The sequence below is a fragment of the Chitinophaga sp. genome (assembly GCF_039596135.1).
Taxonomy (GTDB): Bacteria; Bacteroidota; Bacteroidia; order Chitinophagales; family Chitinophagaceae; genus Chitinophaga.
Window position 1 is genome coordinate 186,520 of record NZ_JBCNKH010000007.1, and the last position, 15,449, is coordinate 201,968.

The following is a 15,449-nucleotide window of genomic DNA, read 5'->3' on the forward strand; positions in this document are numbered from 1 at the left end:
TTTAATCAGCAATAATGAAGCAGTTTTTAGATGAACATTTCCTGTTGAGTACTGCGACATCCAGGAAATTGTATCACGACTACGCAAAGGAGATGCCTGTGATTGATTATCATTGTCACCTGCCACCGGCGCAGATTGCAGCCGATACCGCATTTGAAAACATTACCCAGGCATGGCTATATGGCGATCACTATAAGTGGCGGGCTATGCGTACCAATGGTGTGCATGAAAGTTATTGTACAGGCAATCGTTCGGACTGGGAGAAGTTTGAAAAGTGGGCGGCAACGGTTCCTTATACCTTGCGTAATCCCCTGTATCATTGGACTCACCTCGAGCTGCAACGTTATTTCGGCGTAACTGAAATATTGAATACGGCTTCGGCAGCAGCTATTTATGCTACCTGCAATGAGCTGCTGCAAACACCGGATTATACTACACGTAACCTGCTGCGCAAAATGAAAGTAGCGGTGGTATGTACAACAGATGATCCTGCAGATTCATTGGAATATCATAAACAATTGAAAGAAGAAGGATTTGAAATTCCCATTCTGCCGGCGTTTCGTCCGGATCAGGCAATGAATGCAGAGGATCCGGCGAAGTACAATGCCTATCTGCAAAAATTAGAACAGGTGGCGAATACAAGTATTGCCACTTACCAGGACCTCCTCGCTGCGCTTAAGAACAGGCATGATTTCTTTGCCGGTATGGGGTGTTCAGTATCAGACCATGGTATAGAGGAAATATATGCAGATGACTATACTGATGCCGAGATCAACAACATCTTTGCGAAAGTAAGAAGTGGCAAACAATTGACGCACACGGAAATCCGTCAGTTTAAATCTGCTTTATTATTTCAGCTGGCTATCTGGGATTGGGAGAAAGGTTGGGTACAGCAGTATCACCTGGGCGCATTGCGTAATAATAATTCCCGCATGATGCGGCAGTTAGGCCCTGATACAGGTTGGGATTCTATTGGTGACTTCTCCCAGGCGAGGGCACTGGCAAAATTCCTGGATAGACTGGATAGCCAGGATCAGTTGGCAAAAACGATTCTTTATAATTTGAATCCTTCAGACAATGAACTGCTCGCGACAATGATTGGTAACTTCAATGACGGATCGGTAGCGGGGAAGGTGCAGTTTGGTTCTGCATGGTGGTTCCTGGATCAAAAGGATGGGATGATTAAGCAGATCAATGCATTGTCTAATATGGGATTGCTGAGTCGTTTTGTAGGGATGCTCACAGATTCAAGGAGTTTTCTTTCTTATCCAAGACATGAATATTTCCGTAGGATAGTATGCGAGTTGTTTGGTCAGGAAATAGAGAATGGGGAGTTGCCAAATGATATAGATTGGGTAGGCAAGGTGATACAGGATATTTGTTATTTCAATGCACAGCAGTATTTCAGCTGGCAGCAAGCCGCAGTACCTGCTTTATAAAAAAACACACTCCGGCGGCACAATCGCGCTGCCGGAGTTCTCCTTCGCTGCAAGCAATCTTATTTATGATAAACAATCCGCGCTCATATCCGCGGATCGGGCAATTTTTTCCCGCCATTACAGCGGGCCATTCTACCTCACTTTGATTCCTGCCGGCAGCGCCGGCGTCTCCGTTCTTTTAAGCTAATCCCATTCACTAACCCAACATTATTTATGATAAACAGTCCGCGCTCATCCGCGGACCGGACAATTTTACCCCGCTGTTACAAGGCTGTTCGAATGCAACAAAATCTGCTAACCCACTCCGCAAAGTATTCTCTGCCTTCAGTGCATCGAAATTCCCATTTAGTATCAGCGGGCCATTAAACCTCGCCCTGATTCCTGCCAGCAAAATTGCTGGTATCTCCGGTTCTCCTGAACTATGCCCATCTACGATATGTATATATGAAAGTGAAAACGTATCCAACGCATCCACTAAGTATTCGTAAGTTGCATCAATCTGTCCGTGATGCTGCAGGTCGTTCACCTTACTGTAGGGAGACAGCCTGATGCCTGTTCTGTCTTTTCCAATTGCCGCACTCACCGCTGCTACTGTTTCCAGGATAAAACGTACCCGGTTCGGAATACTTCCGCCATATTTATCCGTACGCTGATTCGTATCCGGGTGCAGGAACTGTTCCATCAGGTATCCATCTGCCGCATGCAGTTCCACGCCATCAAAGCCTGCTTCAATAGCCTGTTTCGCCGCCTTTACGTACAGCTGTACCATTTCCTGGACTTCAGCAGTACTCATCGCTTTGGGTGTACCATAAGGCTGGTAACCATGTGCCGCTGTCCAGATCTGTCCATTGGCAGCAATTGCAGAAGGTGCGACAATTTTGGTTTTTGCAGGCATATTAGCAGGGTGGGAGATCCGCCCTGTATGCATGATCTGCAAAAAGATCTTACCGCCATTTGCATGCACGGCTTCCGTTACTTTTTTCCATCCTGCCACCTGTGCTTTGCTATAAATCCCGGGCATGTGTGCATGCCCCATTCCGCTTTCCACGGGGCTGGTGCCTTCTGCGATAATCAGTCCGGCACCGGCCCGGCGGCTGTAATACTCCACCATCAGCTCATTCGGAACGCCATCATTGACACGGCGTTTTGTTACAGTCGGCGCCATTACGACTTTGTTAGAAAGGGCGTATTTGCCTATAGTTGCTTGTGATAATAATGCCGGATACATAATAGAATGATCGTTCTGGAAATGGTCAAAAAATTTTTATTGCCTGATACTCCTTAAGATATGATCAGTCAGCTGATCAATTAACTGTTTATCATTGAATAACACATCCATCATCCACAGTGAGCTAAAGCTGCTATACAGGAAGCGGGCCATCACGCCAGGGTCTTTATCTGCGGGTATTTCTCCTGCCTGTTTAGCTTTTTCGAGCAGTTCCTGCAGCACGTAGATCAGATCCAGCGCCTGGTTTTTGACGAGGTCTTTGATTTCCTGGTCCATAGATGCCAGTTCAAAGGAAGTCTTTACCATCAGGCAGGTCTGGCCTTCTTTTCTGTTTGCAATGGCTTTGCGTACAATGTGTTCAACAGCGGCGATCGGGGAGCAGACCTGGCAGCACTGTTTGTAATCTTTTAACGCCTGTTTGGCGTAGTTAGAAAGACATTGCTGAAAGAGGGCGTGCTTGTCGCCATAAGTATCATATATAGAGGCCCTGTTCAGTTGCATGCCATCCACGAGGTCCTGCATGGAGGTCGCATTGTACCCCTTTTGCCAAAAGAGGTCTCTTGCTTTTTCCAGCCTTTCTTCAGGATCGAATGCTTTGTTACGTGCCATGATGATGCAAAAATATAATTATAGAATGAATGTTCCAAAAAAAAGAAAGAGAGGTAATGCATTATTCCAAAATCACCTGAATCTTTCGTGCAGTTGCCTGCGGCCGGCTATATCAAAATCAAACTGACACACTACCGAAAGGGGCAGTTCCATATTTGTAGAAACAGGTACACAATTATTTGAAAATCATTATAGTAGAGGTTGTCTTAGAAAAATCCTCTCCCAATAAGGTCTCCATGGAACTCTCACAACCGGCCCGGGGGCAATGGCCCTTTTTTTGCCTCTCTCTCTGCAATTGTTTAAACCAAAAAAGTTACTCATGAAAAGATTAAGTTATGTAGCTGCCACGCTGTTGACCGTTTGGTTATTACAATCCTGCGGTGGAAATACAGGAGCAAAGCATGAAGATGCTGTAGACAGTGCGCAGGCTGTAAACAAGGAAACTGCTCCAGTAGACCAGAATTCATCTGACTTTGCTGTAAAAGCTGCCGATGCCGGGATGAAAGAAATAGCCCTGGGTAAGATTGCACAGGAGAAAGGGGTAAATCCACAGGTAAAGGCTTTTGGTGAACAAATGGTAACGGACCACACGAAAGCTGCTGATGAATTGAAGTCAATTGCAGCCGCTAAGAATATCACACTACCTGATAGCGTGGGTGTAGACTATAAGAAAAACATAGATGACATCAGCAAAAAGACGGGTAAAGATTTCGATAAGGCTTATGTAGAAGCGATGGTAAAAGATCATAATGATGCCGTGGACCTGTTCCAGAAAGCGAGCACTGATCTGACTGATCCGGAACTAAAAGCTTTTGCAACGAAAACACTGCCTACTTTGCAGGCGCATCAGACGCATGTAAAAACACTGGATAGCACGCTGAAGAAAAGTAAGTAAAAATTTGGAGTTGTTAGTTGCCAGGGTGGTTTCATTTGTGCTGGATTCGGGAATGTCGGCCCGGTGGCTAACAACTCTTTTTTATAATTGCGGCGCAGCCCCTATCTTTGTCTCCGGAGTAAGGGAGTTATGTACGCTATTGTCGATATCGAAACCACAGGTGGGCACGCCAGTGCTAATGGCATCACCGAAATCGCCATATTTATTTACGATGGATCTCAGGTTGTTCAGCAATACCAATCGCTGATCAATCCCGGTGTACCCATTCCCCGCTATATCCAATCGCTCACTGGTATCACGGACGATATGGTAGCCACCGCTCCCAAATTTGCAGATGTAGCCGGCGAAGTGTTTGCTCTGTTAAAAGACAAGATCTTCGTTGCTCACAACGTCAATTTCGACTATTCATTTTTGCAATACCATTTGTTGCAGGCAGGCTATGACCTCCGCACCAAAAAATTGTGTACCGTACGCCTTGGTCGTAAAATAGTTCCGGGCTTACCCAGCTATAGTCTCGGTAATCTTTGTCGCTCGCTGCAAATCACAGTAGAACAGCGTCACCGCGCTGCTGGCGATGCTGCTGCCACGGTACGTCTCTTCGGCCTCTACCTGAGCCTGGACACGAACAATGCTATTTCGGCAGCACTCAAAACCACCAGCAAGGAACAGTTTCTGCCAGCGAACCTGCCTCCTGACCAGGTGAAGAAATTACCGTCTAATCCGGGCGTTTATTACTTCCATGATCAGAAAGGTAAGGTGATCTACGTGGGCAAGGCCAAAGACCTGAAAAAACGGGTGAACAGCCACTTTACCGGCAATAATCCCAGCCGCCAGCGCCAGGAGTTTTTGCGCAACATCTACAGTATCTCTCACGAAGTGACCGGTACTGAACTGATGGCCAATATTCTCGAAAGCGTTGAAATCAAACGACTGTGGCCAAAATATAATAGGAGTCAGAAGAATGTGGAATTCAAATACGGCTTCTACACTTTTGAAGACCAGCTGGGTTACCTGCGCCTCGTGATCGAACGCCGCCGCAAGTATACCCGGCCACTGCACTCATTCCCGCTATTGGTACAGGGGCATACCATGCTCAAAGGGCTGATCCGCGAATTTGATCTCTGCCCGCGTCTCTGCTTCCTGCAGAAGGGCGATGGGGCCTGCAAACCGCTGGCAGGGCACAAGTGCAAAGGGGCCTGCGATAAAAAGGAAGCACCGGAATACTATAACCTCCGGGTACAGGCGGCCATTATCCATATGCAAATGCAACAGCCGAGCTTTATTATCGTAGACGCCGGCCGCGATGCGGGGGAACAAAGCTATATTCTGATGGAAAAAGGGAAGTTCTACGGTATGGGCTACATTTCGCGCGAAACTGCTATCACAGCCGAAGAGGACGTGAAAGACCGGATCACACAATACCCTGAGAATGAATATATTTTAAATCTTATTCATCAATTTGCGGGCGCGAATAATTCCCGGCTTTTAAAGTTTTCTTAGTTAATTAATCCCGGCTAAAGTATTTTTGCGCATCTGAATGCATAACCGGCAGCAATTGCCATGTAAAAGGATATTCGTTAATTGTTTTAATAGGTAATAATTCATGTTAGAGTCAAAGTTTAATTTTCCCGGGCAAACGGCTTTTTACAAGGGAAAGGTTAGAGACGTATACACCATCGATGACAAAGAGATGGTAATGGTCGTAAGCGATCGTATCTCCGCTTTCGATGTGGTACTACCCCGTCCTATTCCTTACAAAGGTCAGGTGCTGAACCAGGTAGCAGCTATTATGCTGGATGCTACTAAGGACATCGTGCCTAACTGGGTAAAGTCTGTACCCTTGCCAAATGTAACCATTGGCTTAAAATGTGAAACTTTCCCGGTAGAAATGGTGGTACGTGGTAACCTCACCGGCCATGCCTGGAGAACTTACAAAAGCGGTAAACGCGAACTTTGCGGCGTAACATTGCCGGAAGGTCTGAAAGAGAACGACTTCTTCCCAACCCCGATCATCACCCCAACGACCAAAGCGCACGAAGGGCACGATGAAGACATCTCCCGCGAAGAAATTATCGCACAGGGGCTTGTAAGCAAAGAAGATTACGAAAAGCTGGAAAAGTACACACTGGCACTCTTCGAACGCGGTAAAGAAATGGCTGCTAAACGTGGCCTGATCCTCGTAGATACCAAATACGAATTTGGTAAACTGGGAGATACCATCTACGTGATCGATGAGATTCACACGCCTGATTCTTCCCGTTACTTCTACGCAGAAGGTTACGAAGAAAAACAAAAAGCGGGTGAACCACAGAAACAGCTCTCTAAAGAATTCGTACGCGAATGGCTAATGCAGAATGGATTCCAGGGCAAAGAAGGCCAGCAGGTGCCTGAAATGACCGATGAGTTCATCAACAGCGTAAGCGACCGTTACATCGAACTGTTCGAAAATATCACCGGGCAGAAATTTGTGAAGGAAAACGTAAGCGAAGCAGAGAGCGAGAAGAAGATTATTGAAACGCTGAAAAGTTTATAAGTGATGAGAAAGGGAGAGGGAAACCTCTCCTTTTCATAACACTGCTGCAGCACAAACGGAAAATTTGCTTAAAGGATATTTACGACCGATAGACCAATGAAACACCTTGCCGTACTGAATAAATATTTCCTTCGCTATAAATGGCGCTTCCTGCTTGGATTAATCTGCACAGTAATCTCCATCGTATTCAGCGTGTTTCAGCCTATCATGGTCCGCCAGATCTTCGATCTCCTGGCCCAGAACCTCAACAACTATCACCTGATCAGTGATACCAGCCTCAAAACCATTTTCCATTCCGATTTTTCCAAAGTTCTCGCCTTCTACGGCGTCATGCTGCTCATCTTCGCTTTGCTGAGCGGCTTCTTTTTATACCTTCAGCGGCAATCGCTCATCGTCATGAGCCGCCACATTGAATTCGACCTCAAGAACGAAATTTACCAGCATTACCAGCTGCTGGACCTCAACTTCTTTAAGATGCACCGCACGGGTGACCTCATGAGCCGTATCACAGAAGATGTATCACGTGTGCGTATGTATGTAGGCCCTGCTATCATGTACGCTACCCGCACCATTTTCATGCTCGTGATCGTCGTTTATCTCATGATAGATGTAAACCCGTTGCTAACTTTGTATACCCTGTCGCCACTGCCTTTTCTGGCACTCACCATATACTATGTGAACCACATCATTCACAGAAAGAGTGAACGGATCCAGGCACAATTATCTAATATCACTTCCATCGCACAGGAGTCTTATTCCGGTATCCGGGTCATTAAATCGTACGTACAGGAAGAAGGCATGATCAGCCACTTTGAAAAAGCCAGCGAAGAATACAAAGTTAGTTCTGTAAGTCTCGCAAAGACAGATGCGCTCTTTCAACCCAGCATGGCATTGATGATTGGTTTGAGTGTACTTCTCACCATCTTTATCGGTGGCATCCAGGTGATACATGGCAATATCACCGTAGGTAACCTTGCTGAATTTGTGATTTATGTAAACATGCTCATGTTCCCATTTCTCTCCATAGGTATGGTGGCAAGCATGATACAGCGGGCAGCAGCCAGTCAGAAACGGTTGAATGAGTTCCTGGATATTAAGCCTCATATTTATAACAGGCCGGATGCAAAATCGATACATGTAAAAGGTGAAGTGGTTTTCAAAAATGTATCATTCACCTATCCGCATACAGGTATACAGGCGATCCAGGGTTTTAACCTGACTGTAAAACCGGGCGAGAAGGTAGCCGTCATTGGGCGTACCGGTTCGGGCAAGTCTACCCTGGCGCAGTTACTCATTCGCATGTATGATCCGCAGGAAGGGGAGGTGATGCTGGATGGTATGGACCTGAAAACCCTGAAACTGGAAGACTTACGTACGCAGATCAGTTATGTACCACAGGATGTATTCCTGTTTTCAGATACGATAACCAACAATATCCGTTTTGGTACCCCCGAGGCCAACGAAGAGGCAGTGCGCCGGGCGGCCCGTCAGGCATCTGTCGAAAAAGACATCCTGGGGTTCCCGGAAGGCTTCAATACGATAGTAGGGGAGCGGGGGGTAACCTTAAGTGGGGGTCAGAAACAACGTATCTCCATAGCCCGTGGTCTGATCAAAGATCCGAATCTGTTGGTGTTTGATGACTGTTTGTCGGCTGTAGATGCCCGTACGGAGAAAGAGATCATTGGTAATCTATACGCCTATCTGAAAGACAAAACCGCTATAATTATTACCCACCGCATATTTGCCCTTTTTGAGTTTGATAAAATCATCGTTCTGGAGGATGGAAAAATCGTGGAAACCGGCACCCATGATGAATTATTGTCATTAAACGGTTATTACGCAGAATTGTACGCCCGCCAGCAATCAGGCGATGATGAATCTGTAATAGAATAAGGATCAAAATCTTATACATGCCTGAAAACCAGTACCTAAGCTGAGTTTCTATCATTTTTCAAAATCATTTAAAATTATTTTGATATTTGTAAAACAATAGTATATTTGTTGCTTATTGGAAAAAGGATTTGATTCGTTAACAACTTAAATCTATCAACTGTGGCGTACGAAAATACCAATCAGCAGGAAAGAAATAATGACAGTATCTTTTCTAAACGATTGAAAGCGGGCAAAAGAAGGACATACTTCTTTGATGTAAAGACCACTCGGGGAAATGATTACTTTCTGACCATTACAGAAAGCAAAAAACGCTTTAATGACAATGGTTATGACAGGCACAAAGTGTTCCTGTACAAGGAGGACTTCAACAAGTTCCTGAATGCATTAACAGAGACCATCAACTATGTGAAGACTGAGTTGATGCCCGACTTCGATTTTGATGCCTACAATCACGACTATGTACGTGATGATGAAGATGGAGAAGGCGCAGAAGGAACTTCTGATGCTGTGGAAGCCGCTGTTGAAGCTGCTGCCGCACCTGCCGCTACTGCATCTGCTGCTTCACATAGTGAAGATGTGGATAAGTGGTAATGGAAGGTTAATATTGACTTCTTAAACTTCTTATACGACCTCCGGATTTTTCCGGAGGTTTTTTTGTTTTTGTTGTTGGCCTGCGGCAGCAAGGAAGAGGGGCTTTTTTTAGGCTGACGCCTGGATGGCGGGATTGATGGCAATAACCGTTTTGTTTGGGCCTGCGGCAATAAGGAAATATTTCTTTTTTAGGCTGGCGCCTGGATGGCGGAATTGATGGCAGTAACCGTTTTGTTTGGGCCTGCAGCAACAAGGAAATATTTCTTTTTTAGGCTGGCGCCCGGATGGCGGGATTGATGGCAATAACCGGTTTTGTTTTGATGCCCAAAGGTTTTTTACCTCTCCCGGAGGGAAAAAAAAGAAACTCTTCCATGCTGCCGCAGGCCAATTCATAGCAAAAAAAATCGGTTTCACCCACAGGCAAAACCGATCCATATCATTGTTTCCAAATGAATCCTACTTCTTCATCTTCTTCCACTCATTAATCAACCCATTCGTTGAACTATCATGACTACTCACCGTCGCATCACTCACCAACTCAGGCAAAATCTTATTCGCCAGCTGCTTACCTAATTCAACCCCCCACTGATCAAAACTATAAATATTCCAAATCACCCCCTGCACAAATATCTTATGCTCATACAGCGCCACCAGTGACCCCAACGTTCTTGGATCAATCTCCTTCACCAGGAATGAATTCGTAGGTCTATTACCGGTAAACACTTTATAAGGTGTCAATTTTGCAATCTCCTCTTCCTTCAATCCCTGTTTCACCAACTCAGCTCTCACTTCTTCCGCACTCTTACCATTCATCAACGCCTCTGTCTGCGCAAAGAAATTAGACAACAACTTCACATGATGATCCCCAATCGGGTTATGACTAATAGCCGGTGCTATAAAATCTGCAGGAATAATACGCGTACCCTGATGAATCAACTGATAAAATGCATGTTGTCCATTCGTACCCGGCTCACCCCATACAATCGGCCCTGTTTCATAATTCACGGCCTTACCATTCCGATCTACATACTTACCATTGCTCTCCATATTCCCCTGCTGGAAATACGCCGCAAACCGATGCATATATTGATCATAAGCCAGGATAGCCTCAGTGGCAGTACCAAAGAAATTGCCATACCACAGGCCCACCAGCGCCATAATAGCCGGAATATTCTTTTCCAAAGGTGTAGTCTGGAAATGCTTATCCACTGCATGCGCACCTTCCAGCAATTTTTTGAAATTATCAAACCCTACTGTCAGCGCAATGCTCAATCCAATCGCGGACCACAGTGAATAACGGCCACCTACCCAATCCCAGAACTCAAACATATTCGCCGGATCAATACCAAACTCCTTCACCGCTTTCTCATTCGTAGACAACGCCGCAAAATGCTTTGCTACAAATTTCTCATCCTTTGCATGCTCCAGGAACCAGCTACGTGCAGTCAGCGCATTCGTCATGGTCTCCTGCGTTGTAAAGGTCTTAGACGCAACCAGGAATAATGTCTCCTCAGGTGTTACCTTCTTCAGTGTCTCTGCGATATGTGTACCATCCACATTAGACACAAAGTAAGGCTGCATACCCTTTTTCCAGTAAGGCTTCAGTGCTTCTGTCACCATTACCGGGCCCAGGTCAGAACCGCCAATACCAATATTTACAATATAACGTATAGGTTTGCCGGTATATCCCTTCCATTCGCCGCTGTGAATGCGCTCGCAGAACTCTTCCATCTTCTTCTGCACAGTCAGCACATCCGGCATCACATCTTTACCATCCAGCAGGACCGGATTACCTGAAAAATTGCGCAATGCGGTATGCAGCACCGCCCTGTTTTCAGTAGCATTTATTTTTTCAGCGCTGAACATGGCTTTGATCCCCTCTTCCACACCACACTCTTTTGCCAGTGCAAACAGCTTAGTCAGTGTTTCTTCTGTAATAATGTTCTTTGAATAGTCGAACAGGATATGTTCAAAACGTAGATTAAATTTTTTAAATCTATCGCCATCTTCCGCAAACAAAGTGCGCATGTGCGTTTGTTTCATCTGGTCTGCGTGTTTCAGCAGCTCCTGCCAGGCTTTTGTCGTTTCAGGATTTGTCGTTGGGAACATGAGTTGATTTTTTAGTCTCCAAATGTAATAAATTATTTAACGGCCTTTTTATGAATTACCTCCCGAACACCCGCAATCAGCACAACGCCGATCGCCGTCAGGCAACATATGATCACTGGCAGGGCCATAGTGGTCACCTCACTCTGCCGTTTGGCAATGATACCATAAAATGCCCAGATAGCTACCATACCAGCCACGATGTTATGCCGCTTTACTACCAGCAGGGTGGTGCCTACACAAACTACCAGGATGAGTATAGCCGTGACAGGTACGCTCCTGCCATCCCAGCCGGAGTATACAATCAGTGCCGCAATATTCCCCACCGCTGCTACACAGATCCAGCCCAGGTACAGGCTGAAGGGAAGGTATATAAACCATTGCACAGAACGGCTGGCGCCCGGTGCAGCAATATTAAAATTTATATGAATAGCCAGCAATGATATTAATAAGGTGAGCATCAGTAATATGGCCAGTGGTAGTAGTTCATAATGCCAGGCAAAAAGCCAGCAACTGTTGGCCGTACAACTGATCAACCACCAACCGCGCATCCTTTCCATCAATCGTTTCAATCTGTCCCCATATCCGGGTGCAAATGCCAGCCAAAGCTGGTAGATAATAAACCCTAGCAGGGCCAGGTAAATCACCCCCCAGATGGAAAAGGTAAAACGCGCCGGCACAAAGAGATTGTCATACTTTTCAGACACCTGCGCATTGGTATTACCGTTGATCATACCCAACCCTGCAAGGGCATTTACGGCTATGACCACCAGGTACCCTATTGTATTAAAAATCGCGCTGTTCTTGTAGTAAAGGGTTTCATGGGAGGCTTTCATGAATAGTTAAAATTTTTAATTTAAGGGCGAAGAATAATGTCAATGTGCAACAAATATTGTTCCCCTTTTTCCTTACATTTGCCACCATTATGACAGCAGAACAACTCAAAGCTATGAGGGACCGTCTCCATGTCCTGGGAGGTTTTCTTTAACGTCCAGGACCGCATAGCAAAAATCGAAAATGACAAACAATTATCGTTAGCCCCTGGCTTCTGGGACGACAACGCCCGGGCTACGTCCATTCTGAAAGAGATCAAAGTCAATAAGTTCTGGGTCGATCTTTATGAACAGGTGAAAACCTCTATTGAAGATAGCGCGGTACTGCTGGACTTCCAGAAAGAGGGTGAAGCCTCTGAAGAAGAAGTAGCAGCTGCGTATGACGGAGCAGTGGCCGCTTTAGATGAACTGGAATTCAAGTCTACCTTGAACGAGCCGGAAGACGAGATGCCGGCAGTACTCACCATCAACTCAGGTGCCGGTGGTACCGAGAGCCAGGATTGGGCCGAGATGCTGTTGCGCATGTACCGTATGTACGGTGAAAAACAAGGCTGGAAAGTATCTGAAATCGACGTGCAATACGGGGATGGTGCTGGTATTAAATCAGCTTCCCTGGAGTTCGACGGTAGCTTTGCCTATGGATTGCTGAAAGCAGAAAGCGGTGTACACCGGTTGGTACGTATCTCTCCGTTCGATGCTAATGCCCGCAGGCATACTTCATTTGCTTCAGTCTATGTGTATCCGTTGGTGGACGATACCATCGAAATTGCCGTGAACCCGGCCGACCTGGAATGGGAATTCTACCGTTCAGGTGGTAAGGGAGGTCAGAACGTCAACAAGGTGGAAACAGCCGTACGCCTGAAGCACATTCCTACAGGCATCATTGTAGAATGCCAGCAGGCCCGTACACAGGGTGAAAACCGTGAAAAGGCACTGACCATGCTGAAATCACGCCTGTATGAGGAAGAGCTGCGCAAGCGCGAAGAGCTGAAAAATGCGGCTAACGCCAATAAGCGTAAAATCGAATGGGGCTCGCAGATCCGTTCCTATGTATTCCATCCGTACAAGATGATCAAAGATCACCGTACCGATTTCGAAGTAGGGAACGTTGGGCCTGTTATGGACGGAGAACTGGAAGGCTTTATTAAAGCTTACCTGATGATGTCCAAAGAAAATAATTAATGTTCTTAATGCAAAAAGGCCCTTCCACCAGGAGGGGCTTTTTTGATTTTGGCAGAAAGGGATGCATGCCTGGCCAGTCGCAGGCCATCATATCAGTGTGACATCTCCGGTGATGCGGTCACATCGATGCATGTCCGGCCATCATATCAGTGTGACATCTCCGGTGATGCGTCCACATCGATGCATGCCCGGCCGGCCGCAGGCCATCGAACCCCGCGACAGATCACGAATGTAGAAGACAGCAGTGATTTGTCGCTCAAAGGCACTAATTTTATATTATCTCGTTACAACAAAAACTCTTTGAGAATGCACAACGCTTATTTTCATTTTGCTGCACCGGCAAATGAACCGGTTTACAGCTATGCACCCGGATCGCCAGAAAAGGTTGCATTGAAAAAGCAACTGTCTGCCTTTAAAGCGCAGCAGGCAGATATTCCTATGTACATCAATGGAAAGGAAGTACGTACCGGTAAAACTGTTGACCTGCGCCCGCCACACGAAATCAAGCATAAACTGGGTCATTTCCACATGGGCGATGCCTCTCATATCAATGACGCCATCGCGGCAGCATTGGCCGCTAAAGAACAATGGGCTGCCACCCCTTGGGAACAACGCGCTGGTATCTTCCTGAAAGCTGCCGAACTGATTGCCACCAAATACCGCTATCACATGAATGCCGCGACCATGCTCGGTCAAAGCAAAAATGCCTTCCAGGCAGAGATCGATAGCGCCTGCGAACTGATCGACTTCCTGCGTTTCAATGTGCATTTCCTCTCTGAAATTTATAAACAACAACCTGTCAGCTCACAAGGCGTTCATAACCGTACTGAATATCGCCCGCTGGAAGGTTTCGTGCTGGCAGTGACACCGTTCAACTTCACCGCGATTGCCGGTAACCTCCCTACATCTGCTGCCATGTGTGGCAATGTGGTAGTTTGGAAACCCGCAGATACACAGGTTTTTGCTGCGAACATGTTCATGCAGATCATGATCGAAGCAGGCTTACCTGCAGGTGTGATCAACCTGGTATACGTAGATGGTCCTAAACTGGGGGATATCTGCTTCAGTCATCCAGACTTTGCAGGTATTCACTTCACAGGTTCTACCGCTGTATTCCAGCATATGTGGCAAACGATTGGTCAGAACATCAATAAATACAAAGCTTACCCACGCATAGTAGGCGAAACCGGTGGTAAAGACTTTGTACTGGCACATGCTTCTGCCAACGTAGATGTAACTGCGATTGCACTGGCACGCGGTGCATTTGAATACCAGGGTCAAAAATGCTCTGCAGCGAGCCGCGCTTACCTGCCTTCCAATATTGCTGATGCGGTGAAAACCCGTCTGCTGGCTGAGTTGAAGACGATGAAGATGGGAACTGTGGAAGACTTCAGCAACTTTATCAATGCAGTGATTGATGAACGTTCTTTCAATAAGATCACCAATTATATTGAGAACGCGAAGAAAGATCCTGCTGCAAAGATCATTGCTGGTGGCAACTATAGCAAAACAGAAGGTTACTTCATTGAACCGACTGTGATCGAAGTAACAGATCCGAAATACGTAACTATGTGCGAAGAAATCTTTGGCCCTGTGTTGACGATCTACACATATGATGCAGATAAATTTGAAGAAATTATCAGCGTGGTAGATAGCAGCTCTGCGTATGCATTGACTGGTTCTATCATTGCTCAGGATCGTTATGCAATTGACCTGGCTACTAAAAAGCTGGTGAATGCAGCGGGTAATTTCTATATCAATGATAAGCCGACGGGCGCAGTAGTAGGCCAACAGCCTTTTGGTGGTGCAAGAGCTTCCGGTACCAATGATAAGGCGGGTTCTATGCTGAACCTGTATAGGTGGTTGAGTGCAAGAACGATTAAGGAGACACTGGTGCCGCCTACGGAATATGGTTATCCTTTCCTGAAAGAAGCATAATAATGAAAAAGAGGGTGTACCAAAAATAGAGTAAACCTCCTGAGAATCGTTTAAAACGATGCCTGTCTCCAGGCAGGTACCTGAATAAAAATAGCCTGTATCAAAAGTAAGAGTTCGTATGTTTGAAAAAGAAAACATGGCTTTGAGATGAGCTGTAACTTTAATTACAAAATCTCTGAGCCATGTTTACAAAAACACTTAA

At 46.0% G+C, this 15,449-nt stretch carries 13 protein-coding genes; 8 read left to right on the plus strand and 5 right to left on the minus strand.

The genetic code is table 11. The features are described 5' to 3' along the window. The first annotated feature begins 14 nt into the window (after nucleotides 1-14). Complete coding sequence (uxaC, locus tag ABDW16_RS07745; RefSeq protein ID WP_343668848.1) at nucleotides 15-1,439, plus strand: glucuronate isomerase; 1,425 nt, start codon at nucleotides 15-17, stop codon at nucleotides 1,437-1,439. Between the two features lie 211 nt (nucleotides 1,440-1,650). On the opposite strand, the gene ABDW16_RS07750 is transcribed toward uxaC, so the two are convergent. Together ABDW16_RS07750 and ABDW16_RS07755 are read right to left on the minus strand one after the other, a co-directional pair. Next, the gene (locus tag ABDW16_RS07750; protein WP_343668849.1) at nucleotides 1,651-2,667 is read right to left on the minus strand and encodes an alkene reductase; all 1,017 of its coding nucleotides are present in this window, start codon (nucleotides 2,665-2,667) and stop codon (nucleotides 1,651-1,653) included. A gap of 36 nt (nucleotides 2,668-2,703) precedes the next feature. Next, entirely contained in the window at nucleotides 2,704-3,276 is a 573-nt protein-coding gene (locus ABDW16_RS07755; protein WP_343668850.1) for a TetR/AcrR family transcriptional regulator, read from the minus strand. A 319-nt stretch (nucleotides 3,277-3,595) separates the two neighbouring features. Here ABDW16_RS07755 and ABDW16_RS07760 point away from each other — a divergent pair, with 319 nt between their 5' ends. From ABDW16_RS07760 to ABDW16_RS07780, 5 genes are all read left to right on the plus strand, one after another. Beyond that, the gene (locus tag ABDW16_RS07760; protein ID WP_343668851.1) at nucleotides 3,596-4,171 is read left to right on the plus strand and encodes a DUF4142 domain-containing protein; all 576 of its coding nucleotides are present in this window, start codon (nucleotides 3,596-3,598) and stop codon (nucleotides 4,169-4,171) included. 129 nt (nucleotides 4,172-4,300) lie between these two features. Beyond that, complete coding sequence (locus ABDW16_RS07765) at nucleotides 4,301-5,671, plus strand: exonuclease domain-containing protein (RefSeq protein ID WP_343668852.1); 1,371 nt, start codon at nucleotides 4,301-4,303, stop codon at nucleotides 5,669-5,671. Between the two features lie 103 nt (nucleotides 5,672-5,774). After that, nucleotides 5,775-6,704, plus strand: coding sequence for a phosphoribosylaminoimidazolesuccinocarboxamide synthase (locus tag ABDW16_RS07770; RefSeq protein WP_343668853.1), 930 nt, complete (start codon nucleotides 5,775-5,777; stop codon nucleotides 6,702-6,704). 96 nt (nucleotides 6,705-6,800) lie between these two features. Next, nucleotides 6,801-8,597 carry an ABC transporter ATP-binding protein gene (locus tag ABDW16_RS07775; RefSeq protein WP_343668854.1) on the plus strand — a complete coding sequence of 599 codons (1,797 nt, stop codon included), beginning with the start codon at nucleotides 6,801-6,803 and terminating at the stop codon, nucleotides 8,595-8,597. Between the two features lie 159 nt (nucleotides 8,598-8,756). Continuing rightward, nucleotides 8,757-9,188 (plus strand): DUF3276 family protein, encoded by a 432-nt coding sequence (locus ABDW16_RS07780; RefSeq protein ID WP_343668855.1) that lies wholly within the window; start codon nucleotides 8,757-8,759, stop codon nucleotides 9,186-9,188. Nucleotides 9,189-9,296: 108 nt separating this feature from the next. On the opposite strand, the gene ABDW16_RS07785 is transcribed toward ABDW16_RS07780, so the two are convergent. The 3 genes from ABDW16_RS07785 to ABDW16_RS07795 are packed head-to-tail and all read right to left on the minus strand — an operon-like array spanning nucleotide 9,297 to nucleotide 12,130. Further along, nucleotides 9,297-9,623, minus strand: a complete 327-nt coding sequence (locus tag ABDW16_RS07785; protein WP_343668856.1) for a hypothetical protein — start codon at nucleotides 9,621-9,623, stop codon at nucleotides 9,297-9,299. Between the two features lie 21 nt (nucleotides 9,624-9,644). Then, on the minus strand, nucleotides 9,645-11,297 hold the full coding sequence (pgi, locus tag ABDW16_RS07790; protein WP_343668858.1) for a glucose-6-phosphate isomerase: 1,653 nt from the start codon (nucleotides 11,295-11,297) through the stop codon (nucleotides 9,645-9,647). A gap of 32 nt (nucleotides 11,298-11,329) precedes the next feature. Continuing rightward, entirely contained in the window at nucleotides 11,330-12,130 is an 801-nt protein-coding gene (locus ABDW16_RS07795) for a hypothetical protein (RefSeq protein WP_343668859.1), read from the minus strand. A gap of 89 nt (nucleotides 12,131-12,219) precedes the next feature. On the opposite strand from ABDW16_RS07795, the gene prfB reads away from it, so the two are divergent. Beyond that, a protein-coding gene (prfB, locus tag ABDW16_RS07800; protein WP_143150602.1) for a peptide chain release factor 2 occupies nucleotides 12,220-13,309 on the plus strand; the annotation gives its coding sequence in 2 pieces (ribosomal slippage) (nucleotides 12,220-12,279 and nucleotides 12,281-13,309; 1,089 coding nt in all). A 306-nt stretch (nucleotides 13,310-13,615) separates the two neighbouring features. Beyond that, nucleotides 13,616-15,247 carry an L-glutamate gamma-semialdehyde dehydrogenase gene (pruA, locus tag ABDW16_RS07805; RefSeq protein ID WP_343668863.1) on the plus strand — a complete coding sequence of 544 codons (1,632 nt, stop codon included), beginning with the start codon at nucleotides 13,616-13,618 and terminating at the stop codon, nucleotides 15,245-15,247. Nucleotides 15,248-15,449: the final 202 nt, after the last annotated feature.

What these genes read in the sequence shown, in the direction of transcription:
- uxaC (WP_343668848.1), top strand. Translation starts at nt 15, where the DNA reads ATGAAGCAGTTTTTAGATGAACATTTCCTGTTGAGTACTGCGACATCC.
- ABDW16_RS07750 (WP_343668849.1), bottom strand. Translation starts at nt 2,667, where the DNA reads ATGTATCCGGCATTATTATCACAAGCAACTATAGGCAAATACGCCCTT.
- ABDW16_RS07755 (WP_343668850.1), bottom strand. Translation starts at nt 3,276, where the DNA reads ATGGCACGTAACAAAGCATTCGATCCTGAAGAAAGGCTGGAAAAAGCA.
- ABDW16_RS07760 (WP_343668851.1), top strand. Translation starts at nt 3,596, where the DNA reads ATGAAAAGATTAAGTTATGTAGCTGCCACGCTGTTGACCGTTTGGTTA.
- ABDW16_RS07765 (WP_343668852.1), top strand. Translation starts at nt 4,301, where the DNA reads ATGTACGCTATTGTCGATATCGAAACCACAGGTGGGCACGCCAGTGCT.
- ABDW16_RS07770 (WP_343668853.1), top strand. Translation starts at nt 5,775, where the DNA reads ATGTTAGAGTCAAAGTTTAATTTTCCCGGGCAAACGGCTTTTTACAAG.
- ABDW16_RS07775 (WP_343668854.1), top strand. Translation starts at nt 6,801, where the DNA reads ATGAAACACCTTGCCGTACTGAATAAATATTTCCTTCGCTATAAATGG.
- ABDW16_RS07785 (WP_343668856.1), bottom strand. Translation starts at nt 9,623, where the DNA reads ATGGATCGGTTTTGCCTGTGGGTGAAACCGATTTTTTTTGCTATGAAT.
- pgi (WP_343668858.1), bottom strand. Translation starts at nt 11,297, where the DNA reads ATGTTCCCAACGACAAATCCTGAAACGACAAAAGCCTGGCAGGAGCTG.
- ABDW16_RS07795 (WP_343668859.1), bottom strand. Translation starts at nt 12,130, where the DNA reads ATGAAAGCCTCCCATGAAACCCTTTACTACAAGAACAGCGCGATTTTT.
- pruA (WP_343668863.1), top strand. Translation starts at nt 13,616, where the DNA reads ATGCACAACGCTTATTTTCATTTTGCTGCACCGGCAAATGAACCGGTT.